Source organism: Micrococcus sp. H39-S4 (genome assembly GCF_027158145.1).
In the GTDB taxonomy this organism is placed as follows: domain Bacteria; phylum Actinomycetota; class Actinomycetes; order Actinomycetales; family Micrococcaceae; genus Micrococcus; species Micrococcus luteus.
This window is the reverse complement of record NZ_JAPVLT010000001.1, coordinates 119,130-143,740: the sequence shown is the minus strand read 5'-3', so window position 1 is coordinate 143,740 and position 24,611 is coordinate 119,130. Positions and strand designations below refer to the sequence as shown.

Annotated in this window: 24 protein-coding genes and 1 other RNA gene; 8 read left to right on the top strand and 17 right to left on the bottom strand. The window is 72.7% G+C overall.

Annotated features, from left to right (window positions below; all coding sequences use genetic code 11):
• Positions 1 to 57 precede the first annotated feature (57 nt).
• The 3 genes from O3T09_RS00700 to O3T09_RS00690 all read right to left on the bottom strand — a co-directional run bounded on the left by O3T09_RS00700 (position 58) and on the right by O3T09_RS00690 (position 4,095).
• Complete coding sequence (locus O3T09_RS00700) at positions 58 to 1,116, bottom strand: hemolysin family protein (RefSeq protein ID WP_041104317.1); 1,059 nt, start codon at positions 1,114 to 1,116, stop codon at positions 58 to 60.
• On the bottom strand, positions 1,113 to 2,429 hold the full coding sequence (locus O3T09_RS00695) for a hemolysin family protein (protein WP_041104315.1): 1,317 nt from the start codon (positions 2,427 to 2,429) through the stop codon (positions 1,113 to 1,115). Before O3T09_RS00695 ends, O3T09_RS00700 begins: the two co-directional genes overlap by 4 nt.
• 184 nt (positions 2,430 to 2,613) lie before the next feature.
• Positions 2,614 to 4,095, bottom strand: a complete 1,482-nt coding sequence (locus O3T09_RS00690) for a GuaB1 family IMP dehydrogenase-related protein (RefSeq protein WP_044659231.1) — start codon at positions 4,093 to 4,095, stop codon at positions 2,614 to 2,616.
• A gap of 200 nt (positions 4,096 to 4,295) precedes the next feature.
• Between O3T09_RS00690 and O3T09_RS00685 the strand changes: the two genes are divergently transcribed.
• The 3 genes from O3T09_RS00685 to O3T09_RS11875 all read left to right on the top strand — a co-directional run bounded on the left by O3T09_RS00685 (position 4,296) and on the right by O3T09_RS11875 (position 8,828).
• Complete coding sequence (locus O3T09_RS00685) at positions 4,296 to 8,027, top strand: multifunctional oxoglutarate decarboxylase/oxoglutarate dehydrogenase thiamine pyrophosphate-binding subunit/dihydrolipoyllysine-residue succinyltransferase subunit (protein ID WP_269295262.1); 3,732 nt, start codon at positions 4,296 to 4,298, stop codon at positions 8,025 to 8,027.
• Between the two features lie 76 nt (positions 8,028 to 8,103).
• Positions 8,104 to 8,709 carry a GDSL-type esterase/lipase family protein gene (locus O3T09_RS00680; RefSeq protein ID WP_010079058.1) on the top strand — a complete coding sequence of 202 codons (606 nt, stop codon included), beginning with the start codon at positions 8,104 to 8,106 and terminating at the stop codon, positions 8,707 to 8,709.
• Positions 8,710 to 8,753: 44 nt separating this feature from the next.
• On the top strand, positions 8,754 to 8,828 hold the full coding sequence (locus O3T09_RS11875; protein ID WP_370426847.1) for a 50S ribosomal protein bL37: 75 nt from the start codon (positions 8,754 to 8,756) through the stop codon (positions 8,826 to 8,828).
• A 136-nt stretch (positions 8,829 to 8,964) separates the two neighbouring features.
• Here O3T09_RS11875 and rsrA read toward each other — a convergent pair whose 3' ends face one another.
• Complete coding sequence (rsrA, locus tag O3T09_RS00675) at positions 8,965 to 9,243, bottom strand: mycothiol system anti-sigma-R factor (RefSeq protein WP_069941466.1); 279 nt, start codon at positions 9,241 to 9,243, stop codon at positions 8,965 to 8,967.
• Positions 9,240 to 9,956: a sigma-70 family RNA polymerase sigma factor gene (locus tag O3T09_RS00670; protein ID WP_036314006.1), complete on the bottom strand. Its 717-nt coding sequence runs from the start codon at positions 9,954 to 9,956 to the stop codon at positions 9,240 to 9,242. Before O3T09_RS00670 ends, rsrA begins: the two co-directional genes overlap by 4 nt.
• Positions 9,957 to 10,156: 200 nt before the next feature.
• Here O3T09_RS00670 and aroA point away from each other — a divergent pair, with 200 nt between their 5' ends.
• The 5 genes from aroA to O3T09_RS00645 are packed head-to-tail and all read left to right on the top strand — an operon-like array spanning position 10,157 to position 14,562.
• On the top strand, positions 10,157 to 11,587 hold the full coding sequence (gene aroA / locus O3T09_RS00665; protein ID WP_069941465.1) for a 3-phosphoshikimate 1-carboxyvinyltransferase: 1,431 nt from the start codon (positions 10,157 to 10,159) through the stop codon (positions 11,585 to 11,587).
• Positions 11,587 to 12,687: a ribosome small subunit-dependent GTPase A gene (gene rsgA, locus O3T09_RS00660; RefSeq protein WP_061867905.1), complete on the top strand. Its 1,101-nt coding sequence runs from the start codon at positions 11,587 to 11,589 to the stop codon at positions 12,685 to 12,687. The genes aroA and rsgA overlap by 1 nt, the downstream gene beginning before the upstream one ends.
• Positions 12,688 to 12,716: 29 nt before the next feature.
• A complete protein-coding gene (gene hisN / locus O3T09_RS00655) occupies positions 12,717 to 13,556 on the top strand; it encodes a histidinol-phosphatase (protein WP_036334996.1) in 840 nt (279 codons plus the stop codon).
• On the top strand, positions 13,556 to 14,119 hold the full coding sequence (locus tag O3T09_RS00650) for a FluC/FEX family fluoride channel (protein WP_251679422.1): 564 nt from the start codon (positions 13,556 to 13,558) through the stop codon (positions 14,117 to 14,119). Before hisN ends, O3T09_RS00650 begins: the two co-directional genes overlap by 1 nt.
• Positions 14,116 to 14,562, top strand: a complete 447-nt coding sequence (locus O3T09_RS00645; RefSeq protein ID WP_144819448.1) for a CrcB family protein — start codon at positions 14,116 to 14,118, stop codon at positions 14,560 to 14,562. The genes O3T09_RS00650 and O3T09_RS00645 overlap by 4 nt, the downstream gene beginning before the upstream one ends.
• Before the next feature lie 79 nt (positions 14,563 to 14,641).
• Here O3T09_RS00645 and ssrA read toward each other — a convergent pair.
• The 12 genes from ssrA to O3T09_RS00585 form a co-directional block, all read right to left on the bottom strand.
• Positions 14,642 to 15,013: a transfer-messenger RNA gene (ssrA, locus tag O3T09_RS00640) on the bottom strand.
• A gap of 135 nt (positions 15,014 to 15,148) precedes the next feature.
• Positions 15,149 to 15,664, bottom strand: a complete 516-nt coding sequence (gene smpB, locus O3T09_RS00635) for an SsrA-binding protein SmpB (protein ID WP_044659238.1) — start codon at positions 15,662 to 15,664, stop codon at positions 15,149 to 15,151.
• 129 nt (positions 15,665 to 15,793) lie between these two features.
• Positions 15,794 to 16,459 (bottom strand): CoA transferase subunit B, encoded by a 666-nt coding sequence (locus O3T09_RS00630; protein WP_145015447.1) that lies wholly within the window; start codon positions 16,457 to 16,459, stop codon positions 15,794 to 15,796.
• Positions 16,456 to 17,265: a CoA transferase subunit A gene (locus O3T09_RS00625; RefSeq protein WP_210079297.1), complete on the bottom strand. Its 810-nt coding sequence runs from the start codon at positions 17,263 to 17,265 to the stop codon at positions 16,456 to 16,458. The genes O3T09_RS00630 and O3T09_RS00625 overlap by 4 nt, the downstream gene beginning before the upstream one ends.
• A 31-nt stretch (positions 17,266 to 17,296) precedes the next feature.
• Positions 17,297 to 18,505 (bottom strand): acetyl-CoA C-acetyltransferase, encoded by a 1,209-nt coding sequence (locus O3T09_RS00620; RefSeq protein ID WP_269295261.1) that lies wholly within the window; start codon positions 18,503 to 18,505, stop codon positions 17,297 to 17,299.
• A 190-nt stretch (positions 18,506 to 18,695) separates the two neighbouring features.
• Entirely contained in the window at positions 18,696 to 19,763 is a 1,068-nt protein-coding gene (locus tag O3T09_RS00615; protein WP_041104337.1) for a 2,3-butanediol dehydrogenase, read from the bottom strand.
• Between the two features lie 217 nt (positions 19,764 to 19,980).
• Positions 19,981 to 21,102 (bottom strand): peptide chain release factor 2, encoded by a 1,122-nt coding sequence (gene prfB, locus O3T09_RS00610; protein ID WP_145015443.1) that lies wholly within the window; start codon positions 21,100 to 21,102, stop codon positions 19,981 to 19,983.
• Positions 21,103 to 21,261: 159 nt separating this feature from the next.
• A complete protein-coding gene (locus O3T09_RS00605; protein WP_145015441.1) occupies positions 21,262 to 22,416 on the bottom strand; it encodes a LysM peptidoglycan-binding domain-containing protein in 1,155 nt (384 codons plus the stop codon).
• A 159-nt stretch (positions 22,417 to 22,575) separates the two neighbouring features.
• Positions 22,576 to 23,316: an alpha/beta fold hydrolase gene (locus O3T09_RS00600; RefSeq protein ID WP_135019366.1), complete on the bottom strand. Its 741-nt coding sequence runs from the start codon at positions 23,314 to 23,316 to the stop codon at positions 22,576 to 22,578.
• Positions 23,313 to 23,771: a pilus assembly protein TadG-related protein gene (locus tag O3T09_RS00595; RefSeq protein ID WP_061867911.1), complete on the bottom strand. Its 459-nt coding sequence runs from the start codon at positions 23,769 to 23,771 to the stop codon at positions 23,313 to 23,315. Before O3T09_RS00595 ends, O3T09_RS00600 begins: the two co-directional genes overlap by 4 nt.
• Positions 23,771 to 24,199: a hypothetical protein gene (locus O3T09_RS00590; protein ID WP_127435439.1), complete on the bottom strand. Its 429-nt coding sequence runs from the start codon at positions 24,197 to 24,199 to the stop codon at positions 23,771 to 23,773. Before O3T09_RS00590 ends, O3T09_RS00595 begins: the two co-directional genes overlap by 1 nt.
• Positions 24,183 to 24,611, bottom strand: a complete 429-nt coding sequence (locus O3T09_RS00585) for a TadE/TadG family type IV pilus assembly protein (RefSeq protein ID WP_127435438.1) — start codon at positions 24,609 to 24,611, stop codon at positions 24,183 to 24,185. Before O3T09_RS00585 ends, O3T09_RS00590 begins: the two co-directional genes overlap by 17 nt.

Below are 24,611 nucleotides of genomic sequence, written 5' to 3'. Positions count from 1 at the left end.
TCGGGAGGATGTGTGAAATCGGTTCTCAACAGTAGCACCGCGCCGCCCGCGCGACGCTCACGCGGGCCGGAACCGACGTGGCGACTGCGTCACGTCGTTGATCTCCCCGACGAGCTCCTCGAGCACGTCCTCGAGGAAGAGGATGCCCGCGGTCTCGCCCTCGGGCGTGATGACCCGGGCGAGGTGGGAGCCCGTGCGCTGCATGAGCGCGAGTGCGTCCTCGACCTCGTCCTCGAGCCGCACGTTGGCCAGCGAGCGCACGCGCGTGAGCGGGATCGGCTCGTCGTGTCCCGACGGGCCCACGGTGAGGACGTCCTTCAGGTGCAGGTAGCCGGTGTAGCCGCCGTCGGGGTCCTCGACCACGAACCGGGAGAAGCCCACGCGGCCCACGGTCCACTCGAAGTCGTGCGGCGTGATCCCCTCGGGGACGGTGACGACCCGCTCGAGCGGCACCATCACGTCCCCGGCCCGGTGGTCCGAGAACTCGAGGGCCGAGTGCAGCACGCCGGACTCGTCCTCCAGGGTGCCCGAGCGGGTGGACTCGGCCACGATCGACTGCACCTCCTCGAGCGTGTAGGAGGAGGCCACCTCGTCCTTCGGCTCGATGCGCAGGGCGTGCAGCACGAGGTTGGCCGTCCAGTTCAGCGCGGCCACGACGGGATGCAGCAGCTTCGAGAGCCACACGAGCGGCTGGGCCAGCAGCATCACGGCGCGGTCCGCGAACGAGACGGCGGCGTTCTTGGGCACCATCTCGCCCAGGGTCACGTGCAGGAAGGTGACCACCAGCAGCGCGAGCACGAAGGCGGTCACGTCCGCCGCCGCGGACGGGACCCCGAGGGCGGCCATCGGGACGACGAGCAGGTGGTGCAGCGCCGGCTCGGACACGTTGAGGATGAGCAGGGAGCACACCGTGATGCCGAGCTGGCAGACGGCCAGCATCTGGGAGACGTGCTCCATCGCGTAGAGCGCCACCTGGGCCTGGCGGGAGCCGGCCTCGGCCCGCGGCTCGATCTGCGCCCGGCGGGCGCCCATGACGGCGAACTCGCCCGCCACGAAGAAGGCGTTGGCGGCCAACAGGACCACCAGCCACAGCAGTCCGACGACGTCCCCGTTCATGCGCGCGTCTCCTCGTCCTCAGCGGCCGGGTCGAAGCGCACGCGCTCGATGCGGCGGCCGTCCATCCGCTCGACCGTCAGGGTGCCGCCGTCCACGTCCACCACGTCCCCGACCTCCGCCAGGCGCCCCAGTCGGGCCAGGATGTACCCGCCGACGGTCTCGTAGGCCCCGTCCTCCGGCACCACGAGGGCCGGGATCTGGGTCCGCACCTCGTCGGGCCGCAGCTCCGCCGGGAAGTACCAGCGGCCGGAGGCCGTCTGGAGGACCCCCGGGGTGACGCGGTCGTGCTCGTCCGCGACCTCGCCGACGATCTCCTCCACCACGTCCTCGAGCGTGACCACCCCTGCGGTGCCCCCGTACTCGTCCACGACGACGGCCATCTGCAGGTTCGCGTCGCGCAGCTCGGCCAGCAGCTGGTCCAGGTGCACGGTCTCCGGCACGCGGATGACCTCCGTCATCAGTGCACCGGCCTCGAGGTCGGCGCGGCGCTCCCGCGGCACGGCCACGACCTTCTTCACGTGCACCACGCCGCGGATGTCGTCCGAGGAGTCGCCGATCACGGGGAACCGCGAGTAGCCGGTGCTGCGGGCCAGGTCCAGGACCTCGGGCAGAGCCTGGTCCTCCCTCACCGTCTCCACGCGGATGCGCGGGGTCATCACGTCCGCGGCGGTGCGGTCCGCGAAGCGCAGCGTCCGGTCCAGGAACGTGGCGGTCTGCGCGTCGAGCGTGCCCAGCTGGGCCGAGCGGCGGACCAGCGAGGAGAGCTCCTCGGGGCTGCGGGCGCCGGAGATCTCCTCCTTGGCCTCGATGCCCACGCGGGCCAGCACGCCGTTGGAGAACCCGTTCAGGACCAGGATCGCCGGCTTGAACACGGTGCTGAACACGAGCTGGGGCCGGGCGAGTGCGCGGCCGATCGCCATGGGCTCGGCGATGGACATGTTCTTGGGGATCAGCTCGCCGAGGAGCATCGAGAGCAGGGTCGCCACGACCATCGCGACGACGAGCGAGACGGTGCCCACCACGCCGGCCGGCAGCCCCACCTGGAGCAGCAGCGGGTCGATGAGCCGGCTGATCGCCGGGTCCATCACGTAGCCGGTGAGCAGTGTGGTCAGAGTGATGCCCAGCTGGCACGCGGAGAGCTGGGTCGAGAGTGACTTGAGACAGCGCAGCAGGGGCTCGGCGCCGCGGTCACCCGCGTCCACCATGCGCTGCACGGTGGGCACGTCGATCGCGATCATGGCGAACTCGACGGCCACGAAGAACCCGGTGCCCACGATCAGGGCCAGGCCGAGGATCAGCAGGAGCCACTCCACCCGACCTCACCCCCTCGACGGCGGGCCGGGCGGCGGTGCGGGGCACCGGGACTGGAAGGCTCCGATCCGGCCGCGTCCGCGTGGGCGGACGAGCGGTCTGGCACACAGGTGTCAGGGTGATCCATAGTCCGCCCAGTATAGGGGCGTCAGGCCCCGGCGGAACGAGCAGGGGCATGCGGCCGCCTCACCACGACGAGGCGACCGGCCGGCCCTCCTCGTAGCCCGCCGCGGACTGCAGGCCGACGACGGCGCGCTCACGGAACTCCGCCAGGTCGTGGGCGCCGGCGTAGGTCAGCGACGAGCGCACACCGGACGTGATGGTGTCCAGCAGGTCCTCCACCGAGGGGCGGCGCGGGTCCACGTACATGCGCGAGGAGGAGATGCCCTCCTCGAACATCGCCTTGCGGGCCTTGGTGAAGGCGTCCTCGTGGCGGGTGCGGTGCTGGACCGCGCGGGCCGAGGCCATGCCGAAGCTCTCCTTGTACCGCCGACCGTCCGGACCGTGCACGAGGTCGCCCGGAGACTCGAGCGTCCCCGCGAACCACGAGCCGATCATCACCGAGCTGGCTCCGGCGGCCAGCGCGAGCGCCACGTCCCGCGGGTGCTTCACCCCGCCGTCCGCCCACACGCGTGCCCCGAGCTCGCGGGCCGCGGCGGCGCACTCCAGGACCGCCGAGAACTGGGGCCGGCCCACCGCGGTCTGCATGCGCGTGGTGCACATCGCGCCCGGTCCCACGCCCACCTTGACGATGTCCGCGCCGGCCGCGACCAGGTCCCGGACGCCGTCGCCGGAGACGACGTTGCCGGCCACCACGGGCACGCCGGGGTCGAGGGCCCGCACGGCGGCGAGCGCGTCCAGCATGGTCCGCTGATGACCGTGCGCGGTGTCCACGACGAGCACGTCGACGCCGGCCTCGACCAGGACGGCGGCCTTCTCCCCCACCGCCCCGTTGATGCCGACGGCGGCGCCGACGCGGAGCCGTCCGTCGTCGTCGAGACCGGGCGTGAACAAGGACGAGCGCAGCAGGCCCGCCGCGGTGACGACCCCGCGCAGCACGGGGGCGGCGGTGCCCACCGCCGGGTCCACGACGGGGGCCATCTCCTGGTGCGCGGCGTGCAGGCGCTCGAAGGCCGCCCGCAGCGCGTCCTTGCTCGGGGCCCCGTCCGTGCCGCCGAGCTCGGCGAGCGTGAGGGTCACCACCGGAGGGTGCATGACGGAGGCGGCCGAGGTGAAGCGGTCCACGTCCTCGCAGTCCTGGGGGCGGACCACGCCGAGCAGCCCGCCGTGCGCGTCCACCACGCAGACGGCCCCGTGGTTGCGGCGGTCCACGAGGTGGAGCAGGTCCAGCACCGTGTCCTGCGGGCCGACGGTCAGGGCGGTGTCCGCCACGGGGTGGGCCGCCTTCACCCGACGCACGACGTCCCGGATCACGTCCGCCGGGATGTCCTGCGGCAGGATCCCGAGACCGCCGCGCCGGGCCATGGTCTCGACCATCCGGCGCCCGGTGACGGCGGTCATGTTGGCGGAGACCAGGGGGATGGTGGCGCCCGTGCCGTCATCCGGGGCGATGTCCACGTCCATGCGACTGGCGACGTCCGAGTGTGAGGGCACGAGGAAGACGTCGTTGTACGTCAGGTCGACGGCCGGGTCGGTGAGGAAGCGCATGGCGTCAGTCTCCCAGACGAGGCGGACGCCGTGAGGCCCCCGCGCGTCCGCCGGGAGCGGAGTCGAGCCGAGGCCGCGGCATTCCGACCGGGGGCGTCGAAGAACTATGATGTCTCGAGGCGTTCCCGGCCCCACGCGCGCCGCGCGGGTGGCCCGGCGCAGCACATCGCATCCCAAGGCTCAGGAAGAGGCGTTACACAGTGCCAGAACTCACGTCGGACCGGCTCGCACAGGAGTTCCCGGGGAACGAACGGCTGGTGGCCGAGATCTACCGGAAGTACCGCGAGGACTCCGGTTCCGTGGACCGGCAGTGGGCACAGATCTTCGCCCGTCTCGAGGCCAGCGCCCCCGCCGCCGAGGCCGAGCCGAAGGCCGCCGCCAAGACCGAGCCGAAGACCGCCGCCAAGGCCGAGCCGAAGGCCACCGCCAAGGTGACCGAGCCGAAGGCGGCGACCGCCCCGGCCCGGGGTGCGCAGCCCAAGGAGACCTCGGTCAGCACCGGCCCCAAGCCCAAGAAGACCCCGGCGGCCCAGGCCGTGCCCTCCGAGCCCGCCGACACCGCCACCACCACCGCGGACGAGAAGCAGGAGAAGGCCACCGTCCTCAAGGGCATGGCCAAGGCCGTGGCCACGAACATGGACGCCTCCCTATCCGTGCCCACCGCCACCACCGTGCGCGACCTGCCGGCCAAGGTGCTGATCGACAACCGCGTGGTCATCAACAGCCACCTGGCCCGCACCCGCGGCGGCAAGGTCTCCTTCACCCACCTCATCGGCTACGCCGTGGTCCGCGCGCTCGCGGCCATGCCCTCGATGAACGTGACCTACGAGGAGCGCGACGGCAAGCCCACCATGGTGGAGCCGGCCCACGTGAACTTCGGCCTGGCCATCGACCTGCCCCGCCCGGACGGCACCCGCGCGCTCGTGGTCCCGAACGTGAAGGCCGCCGAGACCCTCGACTTCCGCGGCTTCTGGAAGGCGTACGACGACCTCGTCCAGCGCGCCCGCAAGAACAAGCTGACGATGGACGACTACGCCGGCACCACGGTCTCCCTGACCAACCCGGGCGGCATCGGCACCGTGCACTCGGTGCCCCGCCTGTCCCAGGGCCAGGCCGCCATCATCGGCGTCGGCGCGCTGACCTATCCGGCCGCCTTCCAGGGCGCCGCCGAGTCCACGCTGCACGACCTGGCGATCTCCAAGACGATCACCCTCACCTCCACGTACGACCACCGCGTGATCCAGGGTGCCGGCTCGGGCGAGTTCCTGAAGATCGTGCACGGCCTCCTGCTGGGCGAGGACGGCTTCTACGACGCGGTCTTCCACTCCCTGCGCATCCCCTACGAGCCCGTCCGCTGGGCCCAGGACGTGCAGGTGAACCCGGAGGAGCAGATCGGCAAGGTCGCCCGCATCCAGCAGCTCATCCACGCGTACCGGGACCGCGGCCACCTGCTGGCCAACGTGGACCCGCTCGAGTACTCGATGGCCTACCACCCGGACCTCGACATCCGCGAGCACGGGCTCACCCTGTGGGACCTGGACCGTCAGTGGCCCACCGGCGGCTTCGGCGGGGCGAGCAGCCTGACCCTGCGCAAGATCCTCGGCGTGCTGCGTGACGCGTACTGCCGCACCATCGGCGTCGAGTACATGCACATCCAGGACCCGGCCGAGCGCGCCTGGTTCCAGGAGAAGCTCGAGCAGCCGTACGCCAAGCCCACCCGCGAGGAGCAGCTGCGCATCCTGGGCCGCCTCAACGCCGCGGAGGCGTTCGAGACGTTCCTGCAGACCAAGTACATCGGCCAGAAGCGCTTCTCCCTCGAGGGCGGCGAGTCCCTCATCCCGCTGCTGGACGGCATCCTCGGAGACGCCGCCGACGCCGGTCTGGACGAGGTCGCCATCGGCATGGCGCACCGCGGTCGCCTGAACGTGCTGACGAACATCGCCGGCAAGACCTACAGCCAGGTCTTCCGCGAGTTCGAGGGGGCCACCCCGGGCGGCGCCTCGGGCTCGGGCGACGTGAAGTACCACATGGGCACCGAGGGCACCTTCGTGTCCGACGCCGGCAACAGCACCCGCGTGTACCTCGCCGCCAACCCCTCGCACCTGGAGGCCGTGGATCCGGTCCTCGAGGGCGTCGTGCGCGCCAAGCAGGACCGCCTCGATCTGGGCGGCCAGCGCCCGGACTCCTTCTCCGTGCTGCCGATCCTGGTGCACGGCGACGCGGCCTTCGCCGGCCAGGGCGTCGTGACGGAGGTGCTGCAGCTCTCGCAGCTGCCCGGCTACCGCACCGGCGGCACGATCCACGTGATCGTGAACAACCAGGTGGGCTTCACCACGCCGCCGACCCAGGCGCGCTCCGCGGTGTACTCCACCGACGTGGCCAAGACCATCCAGGCCCCGATCTTCCACGTCAACGGCGACGAGCCGGAGTCCGTGGTGCACGTGGCCCAGCTCGCCTTCGAGTACCGCCAGCGGTTCAACAAGGACGTCGTCATCGACCTCGTCTGCTACCGCCGCCGCGGCCACAACGAGGGCGACGACCCGTCGATGACGCAGCCGCGCATGTACAACCTCATCGAGCAGAAGCGCTCCACCCGCAAGCTGTACGTCGAGTCCCTCGTGGGCCGCGGCGACATCACGCAGGAGGAGGCGGACAGCGCCCTGAAGGACTACCAGCAGCAGCTGGAGCGGGTCTTCGCGGAGACCCACGAGGACGCGCCCGCCTCCGGCGGAGAGGGCCTCCGCCCGGCCGAGGACCGGGACGCGGCCCCGGAGGCGCCGGCGTCCACGGCCATCTCGGCCGAGACGCTGCGGGCCATCGGGCAGGCGCACATCGACGTGCCCGAGGGCTTCACGGTCCACCCCAAGCTCGCGGCCCTGCTCGAGCGCCGCGCCAAGATGGCCGTCGACGGCGGCATCGACTGGGGCTTCGCCGAGCTGGCGGCCTTCGGCTCGCTGCTGATGGAGGGCGTGCCGGTCCGCCTGGCGGGCCAGGACTCCCAGCGCGGCACCTTCACGCAGCGCCACTCGGTGTTCCATGACCGGATCACCGGCGACACGTGGGCGCCGCTGAAGCACCTCTCCGAGGACCAGGCGAAGTTCTGGGTCTACAACTCGCTGCTGTCCGAGTACGCCGCCCTCGGCTTCGAGTACGGCTACTCCGTGGAGCGCTCCGACGCCCTCGTGCTGTGGGAGGCCCAGTTCGGCGACTTCGTGAACGGCGCGCAGACGATCATCGACGAGTTCATCTCCTCGGCCGATCAGAAGTGGTCGCAGACCTCGTCCGTGGTCCTGCTCCTCCCCCACGGCTACGAGGGGCAGGGGCCGGACCACTCCTCCGCCCGCATCGAGCGGTTCCTGCAGATGTGCGCCGAGGACAACATGCGCGTGGTCAACCCCTCCACGGGCGCGAACCACTTCCACCTGCTGCGCGAGCAGGCCTACGCCCGCCCGCGTCGGCCCCTCGTCGTGTTCACCCCGAAGCAGCTGCTGCGCCTCAAGGCCGCCGCGAACTCGGTGGAGGACTTCACCGAGGGCCGCTTCCAGCCGGTCATCCCGGACGCCGGGGTGGACGCCAAGGACGCCACGCGCGTGCTGCTGGTCTCCGGCCGGCTGTACTACGACCTGCTCGCCCGCCGCCAGAAGTCCGGTGACACCTCCACCGCGATCGTGCGGGTGGAGCAGCTCTACCCGCTGCCGCTCGAGGAGATCCGCAAGGCGCTCCGCGCCTACCCGGACGCCGACGTCGCGTGGGTCCAGGACGAGCCCGCGAACCAGGGCCCGTGGCCGTTCATGGCGCTGAACCTCGTGCCGCAGCTCGACGTCCCGGTGACCCTCGTGTCCCGCCCGGCCTCGGCCGCGACCTCCGCGGGCACCAAGGGCCGCCACGACCAGGAGCTCAGCACGCTGCTGGACGCCGCCTTCGGCCGCTGACCCGGACCGACCCTGCGCCGCCGCCGCACCCTCCGGTGCGGCGGCGGCGCCGGAACGGCCGACGAAAGGACACACTGTGCACAACCGCCGGATCCGGATCGCCGCCGTCGGCGACCATCTGCTGGCCGGTGCGGGCGACGCCCGCGCCATCGGCTGGTGGGGCCGCGTGCTCGCCCGCACCCAGGCCCCCGACGTGGAGCTGGAGAACTACGTGCTGGCCGTGCCGCACGAGACCACCGAGGACCTCAACGAGCGCTGGTGGGGCGAGGCCTCACGGCGCTTCTCCGAGGAGACGGAGAACCGCCTCGTCGTGGCCCTGTCCGACGCGGACCTGGACCTGGAGGCCACCTCCACCGCCCGTTCGCGGCTGAACCTGGCCAACGTCCTGGACACCGCCTCGCAGCGGAACATCCCGGTGCTCGTGGTGGGCCCCACGCCCACCCTGGACGAGCAGCGCAACGCCCGGCTCGCCGAGCTCAACGCGGCCTACCTGGATGTGGCCGACCGGCGCAACCACGTGTACGTGGACACGTTCACCCCGCTGGTGGGCCACGAGCAGTGGCGCTCGGACCTCGCCTCCGGCCAGGGCCGGCCGGGCCAGGCGGGCCACGGGCTCATCGCGTGGCTCGTGCTGCACCGGGGCTGGTACCAGTGGCTCGGTCTGCCTGAGCCCACGGCCTGATGTGACAGAATGGACCACCGACCGACTCGTTGAAGGGAGACGTCATGAGCAAGCGTGCACGCAAGCGTCGCGACCGCCGCAAGAACGGCGCCAACCACGGCAAGCGTCCCAACGCCTGATCCGCTGATCGGCGTCGCGGACCGGCCGGGTGCCACCCGGCGACCGCAGACCACGAAGGGCCGTCCCCTCAGGGGACGGCCCTTCGTCATCGTCGGGGCGCCCGATCGGGTGCCCACGGGTCCGCATGTCGCGGTGTCAGCCCCAGGTGACGGTCGTCATCGGGGTCTGGGTGATGCGGGTCATGATGGTGGCCCGCAGCTGCGCGGGCGCCTTCTCCTGGCAGCACCGACGCACCGCCGAGCGGATGAGCTCCTCGAGCTCCTTCTGGTGTCGGCAGTCCGGACAGTCCGCCACGTGGGCGCGCACCTGCTCGATGTCCTCGGGCGTCAGGGCGCCGTCCAGGTACTGGTACAGCCGCTCCAGGGAGGCGTCCTGGGCGTCGCGGCACTCATGGCCGTGCTGGTCCGCGGTCATCGCGTGGCCTCCTTCGTGCTCGTCTCGGTCTGCTTCGTGCCGCCGCGCCCGGTCTTCTTCTTCGGCTGGGCCTTGATGCCGCGCGCGGCCGCGTAGTCCGCGAGGCGCTCGCGCAGCTGCTTGCGGCCGCGGTGCAGCCGCGACATGACGGTGCCGATCGGCACGTCGAGGATCTCGGCGATCTCCTTGTAGGCGAAGCCCTCCACGTCCGCGAAGTACACGGCGAGCCGGAACTCCTCCGGGATCGCCTGCAGGGCGTCCTTCACCTGGGAGTCGGGGAGCCGGTCGAGGGCCTCCGTCTCGGCCGAGCGCAGGCCACCGGAGGTGTGCTCGGCGGCCCGGGCCATCTGCCAGTCCTCCACCTCCGGGTTGTCCGCCTCGAGGGGCTGGCGCTGCCGCTTGCGGTAGAGGTTGATGTACGTGTTCGTGAGGATCCGGTAGAGCCAGGCCTTGAGGTTGGTGCCGGGCCGGTACTGGTGGAACGAGGAGTAGGCCTTCGTGTACGCCTCCTGGACCAGGTCCTCGGCGTCCTGCGGGTTGCGGGTCATGCGCAGCGCAGCGGAGTACAACTGGTCCACGAACTCGAGGGCGTCACGCTCGAACCGGGCACGGCGCTGCTGTTCGGACTCGGCGGCGACGTCGATGTCGGCGCGGTCGTGCTCGGGGGCGTCCTCGGGCCGGGCGAATTCCGGCCGGCTGTTGTCAGTGCTCATCGCGGGCCAGTCTACGGTCCGGGAGGGATGCGTCAGCAGGGCGGCGCTCATGCGGGGCTCCTCTCCGGCTGCGGTCCGCGGCGAGCGGGACCGGTGCGCCGACACGGGTACGGGGTCGTCCAGTGGAGCGCCAGGAGCGTTCCAGGTATTCCCCCGAGACAGGCCGACCCCGGCCGACAAACGCCGGATAGGCTGGCCCGGTGACCCGCCCCACGCGTGCCGCCGCGCACTCCCCCGCCCCCCGTCCCGACGCCGCCGAGACCTGGCCCGCGCCCGTGGCGCACGGCCCGGTGCGCGGAGAGGTGCGGCTGCCGGGATCGAAGTCGCTGACGAACCGGCACCTCGTGCTCGCCGCCCTCGCCGACGGCCCGTGCGTCCTGCACGGCGTCCTCGATTCGCGGGACGCGGCGCTGATGCGCACGGCGCTCACAGCGCTCGGGGCCCGGTTCGAGGCCCTGTCCGACGGCGGCCTGCGGGTGCACCCGATGCCGGTCGGCGAGCCGGTGGCCGGGGATGTCGCCGTGGACTGCGGACTGGCGGGGACGGTCATGCGCTTCGTCCCGTTCGTCGCCGCGCTGCGGCCCGGTCGGGTCCGCTTCGACGGCGACGCCGGCGCGCGCCTGCGCCCGATGGCCCCGGTCCTGGACGCGCTGCGCCAGCTCGGGGTGGCCGTCAACGAGGAGGGCGAGCCCGGTCGCCTGCCCTTCACGATGACGACCCGCGCGGACGCGACCACGGTGGCCCCCGACGGCGACGTGCCGGAGGTCGCGGTCGACGCCTCCGGCTCCTCCCAGTTCCTGTCCGCCGCGCTGCTGGCGGCCGCGGGGATGCCGCGCGGCCTCCGGCTGCGGCACACCGGGCAGACCGTGCCGAGTCCGGAGCACGTCGCGATGACCGTCGGGGTGCTGCGCGCGCTCGAGGTGGACGTCGCCGAGACGTCTCCCGGGGCGTGGACCGTGGCCCCGGGGCGCGTCCCGGCACACGAGGCGACCGTCGAGCCGGACCTGTCCAACGCGGGCCCCTTCCTGGCCGCCGCCGTGGCGACGGGCGGCTCCGTGACGGTGCCGGACTGGCCGACCCGCACGACGCAGATCGGCGACCGCTGGCGGCGGATCCTGCCGCAGTTCGGGGCGAGCGTGGCCCTCACGGTCGACCGCACGGATCGCTCCCGCGGCCGCCTCACGGTGACCGGGGCGGTCCACGACGACGGCACGCCCCGCATCACCGGCGCCGGTGAGATCGCGGACACGGCCGAGCTCGCCCCCACCGCGGCCGCGCTCGCCCTGCTGGCCTCCGGGCCCACCCGTCTGACGGGGATCGGCCATCTGCGGGGCCATGAGACGGACCGGCTCGCCGCGCTCACCGCCGAGGCCGCCCGCCTGGGGGTCACCGTGGACGAGGGAGAGACGACGCTCGGCTTCCCGGGCACGGACGCGTCGGGGCCGCTGTCGCCCGCCGCCCTCGAGACCTACCACGACCACCGGATGGCGACCTTCGCCGCCGTCGTCGGCCTGCGCGTGCCGGGGACCGGCATCGTGGACGTGGCGACCACCTCCAAGACGATGCCGGACTTCCCCGCACTGTGGACCGCGCTCGTGGCACCCGGTGACGCGGCCGAGGAGGCCCGCTGATGGCCCGGCGCCTCGATCCCTCGGCGTGGGACGAGTCCGATGTCCGGGTGCGCCCGTCCAAGCGTGGCACCCGCCCGCGCACCAAGGAGCGGCCCAAGCACGAGGACGCCGAGATCGGCATGGTGACCACGGTGGACCGGGGCCGGTACGCCGTCGTGCTGCCCGATCGCCTGGACGAGCGGATCACGGCGATGCGCGCCCGCGAGCTGCGCCGCACGCCGATCGCCACGGGCGACCGGGTGGCCGTCGTCGGGGACCTCTCCGGGGACGAGGGCACGCTCGCGCGCATCGTCCGTGTCGAGGAGCGCAGCACGGTCCTGCGCCGGTCGGCGGACGACTCGGACGAGGTCGAGCGGGTGGTGGTGGCCAACGCCGACCTGCTGGTGATCATGGTGGCCGCGGCCAATCCGGAGCCCCGGACCGGCTTCATCGACCGCGCCCTCGTCGCCTGCTACGACGCGGGCATCCACCCGGTGCTCCTCATCACGAAGACCGACCTGCGTGATCCGGCCGCGCTGGTGGCGCACTACGAGGCGTTGGACCTGGAGGTGATGACCTCCGGTGCGGCGACCTTCGAGGCCGAGACCGGGGACACCGCCCTGGACGCCTCGCTCGTGGCCCGGGTGGCCGAGCGGCTGATCGGACACACCAGCGCGTTCGTGGGGCCCTCCGGCGTCGGCAAGTCCACGCTCCTGAACGCGCTCACCGGCGCGGAGCGGGCCACCGGTCACGTCAACGCCGTCACCGGCCGGGGCCGGCACACCTCCTCGTCCGCGCTCGCGCTGCCGCTGACGGGCGACGACGGCGCCCCCCTGCCGGACACCTGGGTGGTGGACACCCCCGGCATCCGGTCCTTCGGGCTGGGCTGGGTCGAGCCGGACCGCGTGGTGGAGGCGTTCGACGACCTCGCCGGCGGACTGGCGGACTGCCCGCGCGGCTGCACCCACACCGCCGACTCCCCCGGCTGCGGCCTGGACGCATGGGTGGCCGCGGGCCACGCCGGCCCCTCGGGAGCGGCACGCCTGGCCTCGCTGCGGCGTCTGCTCGGCAACCGGCTGGCCCCCTCGGGGGCGGAGGACGCGGCGTCGTCCGAGGACTGATGCGGCCCGCGCGGTATAGCGTGGGCGGCATGGAGCGACCTGAGAACCCTGCGACCCGCGGCCGCGACCTCACGGAGGACCTGCGGCTGGCCCACATGCTGGCGGACAACGTGGACTCGATCACGATGTCCCGGTTCAAGGCCCAGGACCTCGAGGTCAGCACCAAGCCGGATCTCACCCCTGTCACGGATGCGGACCGCGCCGCGGAGGAGTCCATCCGCTCCACCCTGTCCCGTGCCCGGGCGCGCGACGGCATCGTGGGTGAGGAGTTCGGCGGATCTCTGAGCCGCTCCGGCCGGCAGTGGGTGGTCGACCCCATCGACGGCACCAAGAACTTCGTGCGCGGCGTGCCCGTGTGGGCCACCCTCATCGCGCTGCTGATCGACGGCGAGCCCGTCGTCGGCGTCGTCTCCGCCCCCGCCCTGCACCGGCGCTGGTGGGCCGCGGCCGGCCAGGGCGCTTTCGCGGGCACCTCGCTCACGCGTGCTCAGCGCATCACCGTGTCCGGCGTGGATCGGGTCGAGGACGCGTCGCTGTCCTTCTCCTCGATCGAGGGCTGGCGCGAACGCGGCTCGATCCGCGCGTTCCTGCAGCTCACCTCGGACGTGTGGCGCGTGCGCGGCTTCGGTGACTTCTGGTCCTACATGCTCGTGGCCGAGGGCGCCGTGGACATCGCGGCCGAGCCCGAGCTCGAGCTGCATGACATGGCCGCTCTGGTGCCGATCGTGCGCGAGGCCGGCGGCCGCTTCACCTCGCTGGACGGCGAGGACGGCCCGTTCGGCGGGCACGCGCTGGCCACGAACGGCCTGCTCCACGACGACGTCCTCGCCCGCCTGCGCACGGGTGACGAGACCGAGGACGGCGCCTGATGGCCGCGCGGGGGGAGACGACGGCCGACCGGAGGGGCGGGCGCAGGACGGATCGCCGGCCCGGCACTGCGGGTGCGGTGGCCCTCGGCGGTGCCGCGGGCGTGCTGTGCGGTGCGGGGGTGATGAACGCGGTGACCGCGCTGGCCGGGGCGCCCAACTTCCGCGGCACGTTCGGCGCCGCGTTCGGGGCGGTGGATGTGCTCGTCCAGGCCCTGCCGCTGTTCGTGGTGAACGTGCTCGGCTCGTTCCTGCTCGGCCTGCTGTGGGCGGCCTCGCGCCGCCGCGGGCCGGACTGGCGTCCACGCCTGGTGGCGGGACTGGGAACCGGCTTCCTCGGTGCGTTCACCACCATCTCCAGCGCCGTCGCCCTGGTGCTGTGGCCGGTGCGGCTGGGCGCCGCGGCGTCCGGGGCGGGTGGCGTCCTCGCCGCGGCGGTAGCGGTGCTGCTGGTGCTCGCGCTGATGGCTGCACTCTCGACGGCGGCGGCCGTGCTCGGCCTGCGCGCCGGTGGCGCCCCGGGGTCGCGCGCGGTCGGGACGGATCGTTCGGCGGAGGACGCATGAGCGGCGCGGGATACGAGGTCTTCGCTCTCCTCCAGGTGGCCCTCCTGGCCTGCCTCGCGGCGGGCGGGGCGCTCGGCGCCCTGGTGCGCCGGCGCCTGACCGACCGGCTCGGCCCCCGGGGTCTGCTCACCGCCAACACGACGGCGGCCCTGCTCCTCGGCGTCACCGTCGGCCTGGCCGTGCCGGAGCTGGTGTACGCCTCCGAGAGCTGGGGCGACGGGCAGGGGCTCGTGCTCGTCGCGGCGGTGTCCGCCGTGGTGTCCGGATTCTGCCTCGCCCTGGGGACGTGGTCCACCGTGGCCGCTGAGGCGGCTGACGCCGCGCTCGCCCGTCGATGGGGCGCGGCCGCCCGCCTGTGGACCGCGCATCTGGGTCTGGGGCTGGTGGCCGTCGTCGTCGGCTGGGGCGCCGGCCTGGGCCTGCACGCCGTCCTGGCCGGCTGAGGGGCGGGCCGCCGCACACCGGCATGGACACGACGAAGGCCCCGGAATCGGGGTGATTCCGGGGCCTTCCCGTGGTGGTGAGTGGAGCCGGCGGGAATTGAACCCGCGTCCGATGAGGTGTTGCCAGGTCTTCTCCGGGCGCAGTCTGCTGTGGGTGTTGCTCGGTCCTGGCCGTCCCGCAGACGGGCGGCCAACCCGGACCCAGCCGGATTGATGTCGGCGTCACGACCCCCGGCGAGGGTGACGCCCAGTGGCTATCTAGCTGACGCCACGATCCGAGGCGACAGCGACCTCGGGGTGACGGACTCGATCACTGATCAGGCAGCGAGAGCGAAGTCAGTGCGCTTGGATTCGGCACTTATTGGTTTGCAGAGAGCGTTTGACGAGATGACTCTGCATCCTCGGCCCGCTTCTCCCGACGCGACACACACCGTCGAAACCGATCGGCCCCAGGGGGGCGACTCCTCTATGAGGTTGTCAATCACCACTGCAGGCGGAGGGCGCGAGGCGCGCCGGTCCTGAAACCGGCCCTGCGAGAGATACAACGTAGCACGCCCCCGAGGCATTCCCAAGGGGTCCACCGCGCTCAGGCCACGCCGGCGCGCCGGTTGCGCATCCGCATGGCCCGCTGGGCCTCGCGGTTGTCCTGCTGCTCGCGCAGCTTGTGCCGCTTGTCGTATTCGCGGTTGCCGCGCGCGACGCCGATCTCCACCTTCACGCGCCCGTTCAGGAAGTACAGGGACAGCGGCACGATGGTCAGGCCCGGATCCTGGATCTGGCGGGAGATCTTCGTCAGCTCGGCGCGGTGCAGCAGCAGCTTGCGGCGGCGGCGGGCGGCGTGGTTGGTCCACGAGCCGTTGAGGTACTCCGGGATGTAGACCTGCTCGAGCCACAGCTCGTCCCGGTAGAAGACCGCGAAGCCGTCCACGAGCGAGGCCTTGCCCTCGCGCAGCGACTTCACCTCGGTGCCGGTGAGCACCATGCCGGCCTCGTACGTGTCGAGGATGGTGTAGTCGTGGCGCGCCTTCTTGTTGTTGGCGATCACCTGGCGCTCGCCGGGGGCCGGCTGCTTGGCGGCCTTGCCCTTGCTGTTCTTGCCCATGGCCTCACGTCCTTCCAGCGTCCACGGCGACGGCCGCGCCCCGATCAGGGCGCGGCCGTCCAGTCTATCCCGTGCCGGCCCGATGCCCGCCGAGGCGGTGCGCCGGGGCCGCGGGGCGGCGTCGTCGGCTCAGTCCAGCGGCGCGCCGGTGAGCGCGCGGACCTGCTCCTCGGTGATGGCGGGCGCGGTCTCCACGAGCGCCAGGCGGGGCTGTTCCGGGGTGCCGACGACGTCGATCACGGCCAGGTCCGTGATGATGCGGTCGACGACGGCGCGGCCGGTCAGCGGCAGGGTGCACTGGTCGACGATCTTGGGGGTGCCGTCCTTGGACACGTGGTCCATCATGACGATCACGCGGCCGGCGCCGTGGACGAGGTCCATCGCACCGCCCATGCCCTTGACCATCTTGCCGGGCACCATCCAGTTGGCCAGGTCGCCCGCGGCGGAGACCTCCATGCCGCCCAGGACGGCGACGTCGATCTTGCCGCCGCGGATCATGCCGAAGCTCAGCGCGGAGTCGAAGAAGGACGCCCCCGGGTTCACGGTGACGGTCTCCTTGCCCGCGTTGATCAGGTCCGGGTCCACGGCGTCCTCCGTGGGGTACGGGCCCGTGCCGAGGATGCCGTTCTCGGACTGCAGCACCACGGACCGCCCGGCGGGGATGTGGTTGGGGATCAGCGTGGGCATGCCGATGCCGAGGTTGACGTAGGCGCCGTCCGGCAGCTCCTGCGCGGCGCGGGCCGCCATCTGGTCGCGGCTCAGGCCCCGGGGGCGCCCGGTGGTCTGCTCGCTCATGCCTGCTCCTCCCCCGACGCGCGCACGGTGCGCTTCTCGATCCGCTTCTCGATGTCCGTGCCGACCTCCACGATCCGGTGCACGAAGACGCCGGGCAGGTGCACGTCATCCGGGTCGATCTCGCCGGGCTCGACGAGCTCCTCCACCTGGGCGATGCACACACGGCCGGCCATGGCCGCGGGCGGGCCGAACTGGCGGGTGGCCTTGCGGAACACGAGGTTGCCGTGGCGGTCGCCCTTCCACGCGTGCACGAGGGAGAAGTCGGTGACGATGGAGCGTTCGAGCACATAGGTCTCGGGCTCGTCCGGGGCCTGGCTGAGGTAGCCCTCGCCGAGCACGAACGTGTCCGTGGGCTTGGCCTGCGAGGACTTCACCACGGTGCCGTCCGCGTCGTAGCGCATGGGCAGGCCGCCTTCGGCCACCTGGGTGCCGACGCCGGAGCGGGTGTAGAACGCCGGGATGCCGGCGCCGCCGGCGCGGAGCTTCTCCGCGAGGGTGCCCTGCGGGACGAGCTCCACCTCGAGCTCGCCCTCGAGGTACTGGCGGGCGAACTCCTTGTTCTCCCCCACATAGGAGGAGGTCATCTTCCGCAGCCGGCGCGCGCCGAGCAGGATGCCCAGGCCCCAGCCGTCCACGCCGCAGTTGTTGGAGACGACGGACAGGTCCGTGGCGCCCTGCTCGAGCAGGGCCTCGATGAGCTGCACGGGGTTGCCGGAGAGCCCGAAGCCGCCGACGGCCAGGGACGCGCCGTCCGGCACGTCCGCCACCGCCTCGGCGGGCGTGGCCACGGTCTTGTCGAGAGCCATGTCCGGGGTCCTTTCTGTCAGGGGCGGTCCGTCAGCGGAAGAGGATCAGGGCCTCGCCCTGGCCGCCGCCGCCGCAGAGCGAGACGGCCGCGCGGCCGCCGTCGCGCCGGTCGAGCTCGAGGGCGGCGTGCAGGGCCAGCCGGGCGCCGGAGGCGCCGATCGGGTGGCCCAGGGCGATGGCGCCGCCGTGGATGTTGGTCTTCTCGTGCGGGTAGTCGAGGTCGCGCAGGGACTGCACGGCCACCGCGCCGAACGCCTCGTTGATCTCGATGAAGTCGAGGTCGGCCACGTCCCAGCCCTGCTTCCGCACGGCGGCGTTGATCGCGTCCGAGGGCTGCGAGTGCAGCTGCGAGCTGTCCGGGCCGGCGGTCTGGCCGGGTGCGCCCACCGTGGCGAGGATCGTCAGGCCCTTCTCCTCGGCGAAGGCCCGCGAGGTCACCACGAGGGCGGCGGCGCCGTCGGACAGGGGCGAGGAGTTGCCGGCCGTAATGGTGCCGTCCTTCGCGAACGCCGGGCGCAGGGCGCCCAGCGACTCGGCGGTCGTGTCCGGGCGGACCCCTTCGTCCTGGGAGACGACCAGCGGGTCGCCCTTGCGCTGCGGGATCTCCACCGGGGCGATCTCGCCCTCGAAGACGCCCTCGGACTGGGCCCGGGCGGCCCGCTGGTGCGAGGCCGCGGCGACCTCGTCCTGCTCGGCGCGGGCGATGTTCCGCTCGCCGTTGCCGGACTCGGTCAGCTCGCCCATGGCCTCGTGGCTCAGGGAGTCGGTGAGGCCGTCCCACGCGACGGCGTCGAGCATGGTGGCCGGGCCGTACTTGAAGCCCGTGCGCGCGCCGGGCAGCAGGTGCGGGGCGTTGGTCATGGACTCCTGACCGCCGGCCACCACCACGTCCGCCTCGCCGAGGCGGATGAGACGGGCGGCGTCGATCACGGCGGTGAGGCCGGACAGGCACACCTTGTTGATCGTCATGGCCGGGACGTTCCACGGGATGCCCGCGGCGAGCGCGGACTGGCGGGCCGGGTTCTGGCCCGCGCCGGCCTGCACGACCTGGCCCATGTAGACCATGTCCACGTCCTCGGGGGCCACGCCGGCGCGCTCGAGCGCGTGCGTGATCGCGTGGGCGCCCAGGTCCACGGCGCGCAGGTCGGCCTGCTGCGAGAGCAGCCGGGTGAAGGGCGTGCGGGCACCGCCCACGATCACGGCATCGGTGGGCTGAGGCTGGGGCAGCTCGGCGGTCATGCGGTCCTCCTGGGACGTTCAACTCGGTTCATCACGATTCACTCAAATGCAGTCTATGACCCCGGTCACAGGCGCGCCAGGCGACGACGCATCCATGACGGCGCGCCGCGGCACAGGGACCACGACGGCCCGCACCCGCAGCGCGCGGGTGCGGGCCGTCGTCGGGACGTCCGGGGATCGGGCCGGAGCCTCAGAGGCCCTGGCCGGTGGGCGAGACGAGGATCTTCACGGCCGTCTCGTTGTGGTGGATGAGGGTCTCGAAGCCCTGGTCGACCAGGTCGTCGAGGCCGATCTTGCCGGTGATGAACGGCGCGAGGTCCACGGCGCCGTCCTCGACCATGCGGATGGTGTCCGCGTGGTCGTTCGCGTACGCGATGGTGCCGCGCAGGTCGATCTCCTTCATCACCAGCTTGTGCAGGGCCACGGCGGGCTCGTGGCCCCAGATGGACTCGTTGACGATCACCCCGCCGGGACGCACCGCGTCCAGCAGCATGTCCAGCACCACGTCCACCGAGGTGCACTCGAAGCCCACGTCCGCGCCCTGGCCGTCGTGCAGCTCGCGGATCTTCGCGGGCACGTCCACCTCGCGGGGGTCGAATGCCTCGTCTACCACGCCGGCCTCGAGCACCTTCTGGCGGCGCAGCTCCGAGAGCTCGGAGACGTACACCGTCAGGCCCTTGCCCTTGAGCACGGCCGCCGTGAGCGCGCCGATGGGGCCGGCGCCACCGATCACTGCCACGCCCGACGTCGGAGAGCCGGCCCGCACCCACGCGTGGTGGGCCACGGAGAGCGGCTCGATGAGCGCGGCCTGGTCGAGAGGCACGGAGTCGGCCACCGGGTGGACCCAGCGGCGCTGCACCGCGATCTGCTCGGCCAGTCCGCCGCCGTCGCCGCCCAGGCCGATGAAGTTCATGTCCGGCGCGAGGTTGTAGTCCGGTCGGTCCCGGTCCTCCTCGCGCACGATGTACGGCTCCACGACGACCTTCTGGCCGACCTCGAGGTCCGTGACGCCCTCGCCCAGGGCGGCGACGGTGCCGGACATCTCGTGGCCGAGCGTGACGGGGGCGGCGTCGCCGGAGATCGGGTGCGGGTGCCCGGCCGGCGGGATGAAGATCGGGCCCTCGAGGTACTCGTGCAGGTCCGTGCCGCAGATGCCGCACCACGCGACGTCCACGAGGACCTGCCCCGGGCCGGCCGTGGGCGAGTCGATCTCCTCGATGCGGATGTCCTTCTTGCCGTGCCAACGGGCGGCGCGCATGGTCATGCTGGTCGACCTCCTGGGTGGGAATGGAGTCTGGTGCCGGACCGGCGCGCGGGGGCGCCTGCCCGGTGCTTCGAGCATCCCACCGGGCCGGTCTCCCGGGCCAGGCCCGAGGCCCCTGCGGGGGCTTGAACGGCGACGCCGGCCGGCGCCTCACTGCGGAGGTGCGGGCCGGCGTCGTGGTGGCCTGGGCGGCGGGGCCGCGCCGTGGGGCTCAGTCCTCCTGGGCGGCCTTGACCTGCTCGGCGCGCCAGCGGATCCCGGCGTCCACGAAATCGTCGATGTGGCCGTCGAACACGGAGGAGGGGTTGCCCTCCTCGTGGCCCGTGCGCAGGTCCTTGACCATCTGGTACGGGTTCAGCACGTAGGAGCGCATCTGGTCGCCCCAGGACGCCTTGACGTCGCCGGCCATCTCCTTCTTCTTCGCGTCCTCCTCGGCCTTGCGCAGCAGCAGCAGACGGGACTGGAGCACGCGCAGGGCGGCGGCACGGTTCTGGATCTGCGACTTCTCGTTCTGCATGGACACGACGATGCCGGTGGGCAGGTGCGTCATGCGGACGGCGGAGTCCGTGGTGTTCACGGACTGGCCGCCGGGGCCCGAGGAGCGGAACACGTCCACCTTGATCTCGGACTCGGGGATCTCGATGGAGTCGTCCGACTCGATCAGCGGCACCACCTCGACCGCCGCGAAGGACGTCTGGCGGCGGCCCTGGTTGTCGAAGGGGCTGATGCGCACGAGGCGGTGCGTGCCGGCCTCCACGGAGAGGGTGCCGAACGCGTAGGGCGCGTTGACCTCGAAGGTGACGGACTTCAGGCCGGCCTCCTCCGCGTAGGAGGTGTCCATGACCTTGGTGGACCAGCCGCGCTGCTCGGCCCAGCGCAGGTACATGCGCATGAGGGTCTCGGCGAAGTCGGCCGCGTCCACGCCGCCGGCGCCCGCGCGGATGGTCACGACGGCGTCGCGCTGGTCGTACTCGCCGCTGAGCAGCGTGACGACCTCGAGCTCCTCCAGGGCCTTGCGGATGGAGGTCAGCTCCTGGTTGGCGTCGTCCAGGAGGGAGGGCTCGTCCTCCTCCGCGGCGAGCTCGACCATGGTCTCCAGGTCCTCGATGCGGCCCTCCAGGGAGGTGATGCGCTTGAGGTCCGTCTGACGGTGGGAGAGCTTGGAGGTGACCTTCTGGGCCTCCTCCGGGTCGTCCCAGAGGTCCGGTGCGGAGGCCTGCTGCTCCAGTTCGGCGATGTCCGCCTTGATGCGGTCGAGGTCCGAGACCTGCTCGATGGAGGCCAGGGTGTGGCGCAGGGAGTCGATCTCCGCGGAGAAGTCAGTGTCAGCCATGATTCGGCCAGCCTACCGCGTGGGGTGGACGCCGGTCGCGGCCGGTGACGACGAGTCGCCCCGGGCCGGGACCCGCGCGACTTCTCGGAGCAGCGGTGTTGCGGGGAACAGGTGTGGTTCGGGAAGCGGGGTCGCCGGAGGGCCGCCGTCGCCATCCCGTCAGCGGAGGCGCAGCCGCTGGCCCGGGTGGATCTCGGTGGTCAACGTGGCGCCGTTCAGGCGGAGCAGCTGGGCGACCGGGACGCCCGTGGCGCGGGACACCGCGTACCAGCCCTGGCCGGGGAGCACGGTGTAGGTGGCCGGCGTCGTCGTGGTGGAGGTGGCGGGCAGCAGCAGGGTCTGGCCGACGCGGATCATGTGCGGATCGGAGATCTTGTTGAGGGTGGCCAGCGCCTGCCAGCCGCCGGTGACCCCGTAGCGGGTGGCGATGAGGCTCAGGGTGTCGCCGGCCTGGACCGTGACGGTCCGGGGTGTCGTGGACCGCAGCACCGGCGCGGTGTCCACGGCGAGGCGGACCAGACGCGCGTAGACGCTCGCACCCTGCCCGCGGGGGTGGATGCGGTCCTCGCGGAAGTCCGTCACATAGGCCGAGGCCCGCTTCCAGTCCGCCACCACCACGCGGCTGGGGTAGGTGGCGGCGAGGTTGCGCATCGCCGTGTTGGTGGACGTCTCCCAGGCGACCGGTCCGGAGGCCGTGACCAGCACGAGTGTGCGTCCGGTCCCGACGAGGTCCATCGCCCGGCGAACCTGGGTGGCCGTGGCACCGCCGTCGTTCACACCGAGGCCGAGCACGACGACGTCACCGAGGCGGCCGGCCTGCTTGAGCTCGGCCAGGCGTGTCAGGCCCTGGGCGAAGGTGCGGCCCTCGCGAGCGTCGATGGTCAGCCCCGGCATTTCGAGGTTCATCAGGGACGCCGCGCCGAGGGCGATGGAGTCGCCGACCACGGTCACCCGGCGACCGGCCGAGGAGGGGGCCATCGGCCCGGAGTAGGGGGTGCCGGTGCGCGAGGTGGCCGGCAGGTGCTTCGAAACGGCCGGAAGGACGAGGGGCTGGCCGGCGCGGATCGCGGTGCTGGTCGTGGCGCCGTTGGCACGGAGCAGGTCCGCGAGTTCGACCCCCACGCGTGGGGCGATGTACGCCCACGTGTCCCCAGACTGGGCCAGGTAGGTGCCCGGCGCGAGCCCGGTGGTCGCGGTGGTGGTCGTCGTCCCTGAGGCGGAGGTGACTGCCGGGGCGGCCGGGGCCGCGGAGACCAGGGCGGCGACGACGAGGACGGAGGCGCCGAGGCGCGTGCCGAGGGTGGAGCGGTTCATGCGGGGCTTTCAGGCGGGGAGGACGGGCTTCCGCAGGACTGACCACTCGAGATGTGCGTCACACCGGGTGCGGTCAGATCATTGTATGGCGCGCGGGACGTCTCGACGCGTTGCCCGCTTCGGAGGGGCACCCATGCCCGGTCGGCGGCGGGCACGCGGTCAGTGGTGGGAGGGCTGGGCGGCCACGGTCGCGTGCCAGCGGCGGATGGCTGCCGCGACGGCCTCGGGCTCGGCGACGTGCGGCCAGTGGCCCGGGCCGACGTCGACGACGGTGGCGTGCTGAGTGACCGCGTCCAGGTCCCGCTGGTGGACGTCCCGGGTGCTGCGCACGTACAGCGTCGGGACGGTGAGGGAGGACCACAGGGCACGGGTGTCCGCGGCAAGGACGGCGGCCCAGAGCTCGCGCATCGAATGGTCCGGCGTGGCGTCCAGGTCGGCCAGGATCCGCTCGTGCCACGGCTCCGGGACGAGGAGGTCCCGCGCGAGCGAGGCGCGGAGCACGCTCCGCCAGTCCGGGCGGGCGGCGAGGCGGGCCTTCGCCGCCCGGGCGGCCAGGGCGGGGTCCGTCACCGGGACGTTCGAGTCGATGACCACGAGGGCGCGGGGTCGCACCAGCCCGTCGGCGACGGCGCGCAGCGCGATGACCCCGCCCGTGCTGTGGCCGATCAGCAGCCCCGGCACGGGGCCGGCCTGCGCCGCCCAGGTGTGGGCGGCGTCGAGGACGGGATCCGCCTCGATCGCCGGCCGTGCGGCCCGGGGGCGGTCCTGGCCGCCGGCGTCCGTGCCCGGGTGGCCGGGCAGGGCGGGCGAGGCGGCGAGGTCGGCCGCGGCGCCGAGGGCGTCGGCAAGGGGCTGGAAGTGGGCGGGTCGGCCACCGATGCCGTGGAGGAAGCGGATCACCGGGCCAGGCTAGTGCGACTGCTGCCCGTCGCCTCGAGGGGGACCGACAGGGGCAGTGTCCCCGCGAACGGGCCGGTCATGGCGAACAGATCGGCCCGGGCGTCGAGGGTGACGACGACGGTGGTGCCGTCCTCGGCCACGCGGGCGCTCATCCCACCGAGCCCGGGCACGGCCTCACGGGCGCCGACGGCCGCGAGGTGCGCGCTGGCGGAGGCGGCCACGTCGCCGTCGGAGAGCACGACGCCCGGGTCCTCCCCCAGCCGGAAGCCGAGCTCCTCTGCCCCGGCGACGGCGGCCGAGTCCGCGAGCGACTGCAGGCGACGGTGCTGCAACTGCACGGTGGTGACCGCGAGCATGACCAGCATGAGGGCCACGAGCACGGCGCACAGGCCGACGGTGAGGACGGTGGTCTGCCCGTCATCGTGACCCAGGCGAGCGGTGAGGGGGCGGCGCATCAGAACCTCGGCACCGTCTGGCGGGCGTCGGAACCCACGGTCACGGGGGTCATCGACCACGCTGCCGGCGTGAGAGGGACGGGCACCGCCACGTCCACCCGCACCGCGACGACCTCGCCCGGTTCGAGCGTGCCACAGCCACCCTGGTCGCAGCCGACGGTCAGGTCGTACTGGCCGGCGCCCACGCCGTAGTCGGCGAGCGTGAGCTCGAGGGTGGCGTGGGCGGCGCCTGCGCTGGGGTGATCGGCCTCGGCGACCACGGCCTTGACGGCCTGGTCCGCGGCGGCGACCGAGGCGAACGCCGCGGCCTGGACCTGGGAGACGTAGATCATCAGGTACACCACGGGGATCAGCAGGACGAGGGTGAGGCCCAGGAATTCGACCGTGGCCGCTCCCCGCTCGTCGCGGACGTCATTGACGGAACGCATGACCGCTCACCTCCACGGGGATCGGGCCCGGCAGGAACCCCAGGCCGGGCAGCGAGCTCGAGACCGTGACGCGCAGGACCGGGACCCCGTCCTGGCTGGTGAGCTCCGCGGCGACGTCGGCCCCGGACTGGCCGGGCACACCGGTGGAGAGCAGCTCCCGAGCTCGCTGGACGCCGTCCTCGGGGTTCCGGTCCGCGAGCGCCCCGTACCGGGCACCGGCGGAGGCGGCATCGATCATCACGTTGCGTGTGTGGATCACGACGCCGGCCTGGAGCAGTGCCGCGAAGAGCAGGACGACCAGGGTCATCACCATGGTGGACTCGGCCACCGCGGCGCCCCGGTCGTCCCGCCAGCGGACGCCCGTGTGGCCGCCGCGGGGCGCCGGCGCGTCGTGGGCAGCACCCCGGGGCAT